This window comes from Microbacterium sp. H6 (assembly GCF_003314775.1).
Taxonomy (GTDB): Bacteria; Actinomycetota; Actinomycetes; order Actinomycetales; family Microbacteriaceae; genus Microbacterium; species Microbacterium oxydans.
Window position 1 is genome coordinate 1 of the sequence record NZ_QOAY01000155.1, and the last position, 205, is coordinate 205.

The window sequence follows — 205 nt, forward strand, 5'->3', positions numbered from 1 at the left end:
TCCGTCCGCGCCGACGACCCCGATCTCCGCGCACGCATCGACGGCACGGTCGCCTACGTCCTCGCTCAGACGGGGGAGCCGGCAGCCGCCGAACAGCTGTGCCGCGAAGCGCTCGGCCGGCCCGGTCTGCGGAGCGAGACCATCGCGGTGCTCAGCGGACAGCTCGGCACACTGCTCATGCACGGTGGTCGGCTGGCCGAGGCGG

Annotated in this window: 1 protein-coding gene; it reads left to right on the plus strand. The window is 73.7% G+C overall.

All coding sequences use genetic code 11. The features are described from left to right. The coding region (locus tag DSP71_RS22205) for a hypothetical protein (protein WP_181800714.1) at positions 1-205 on the plus strand (205 nt) is incomplete at both ends.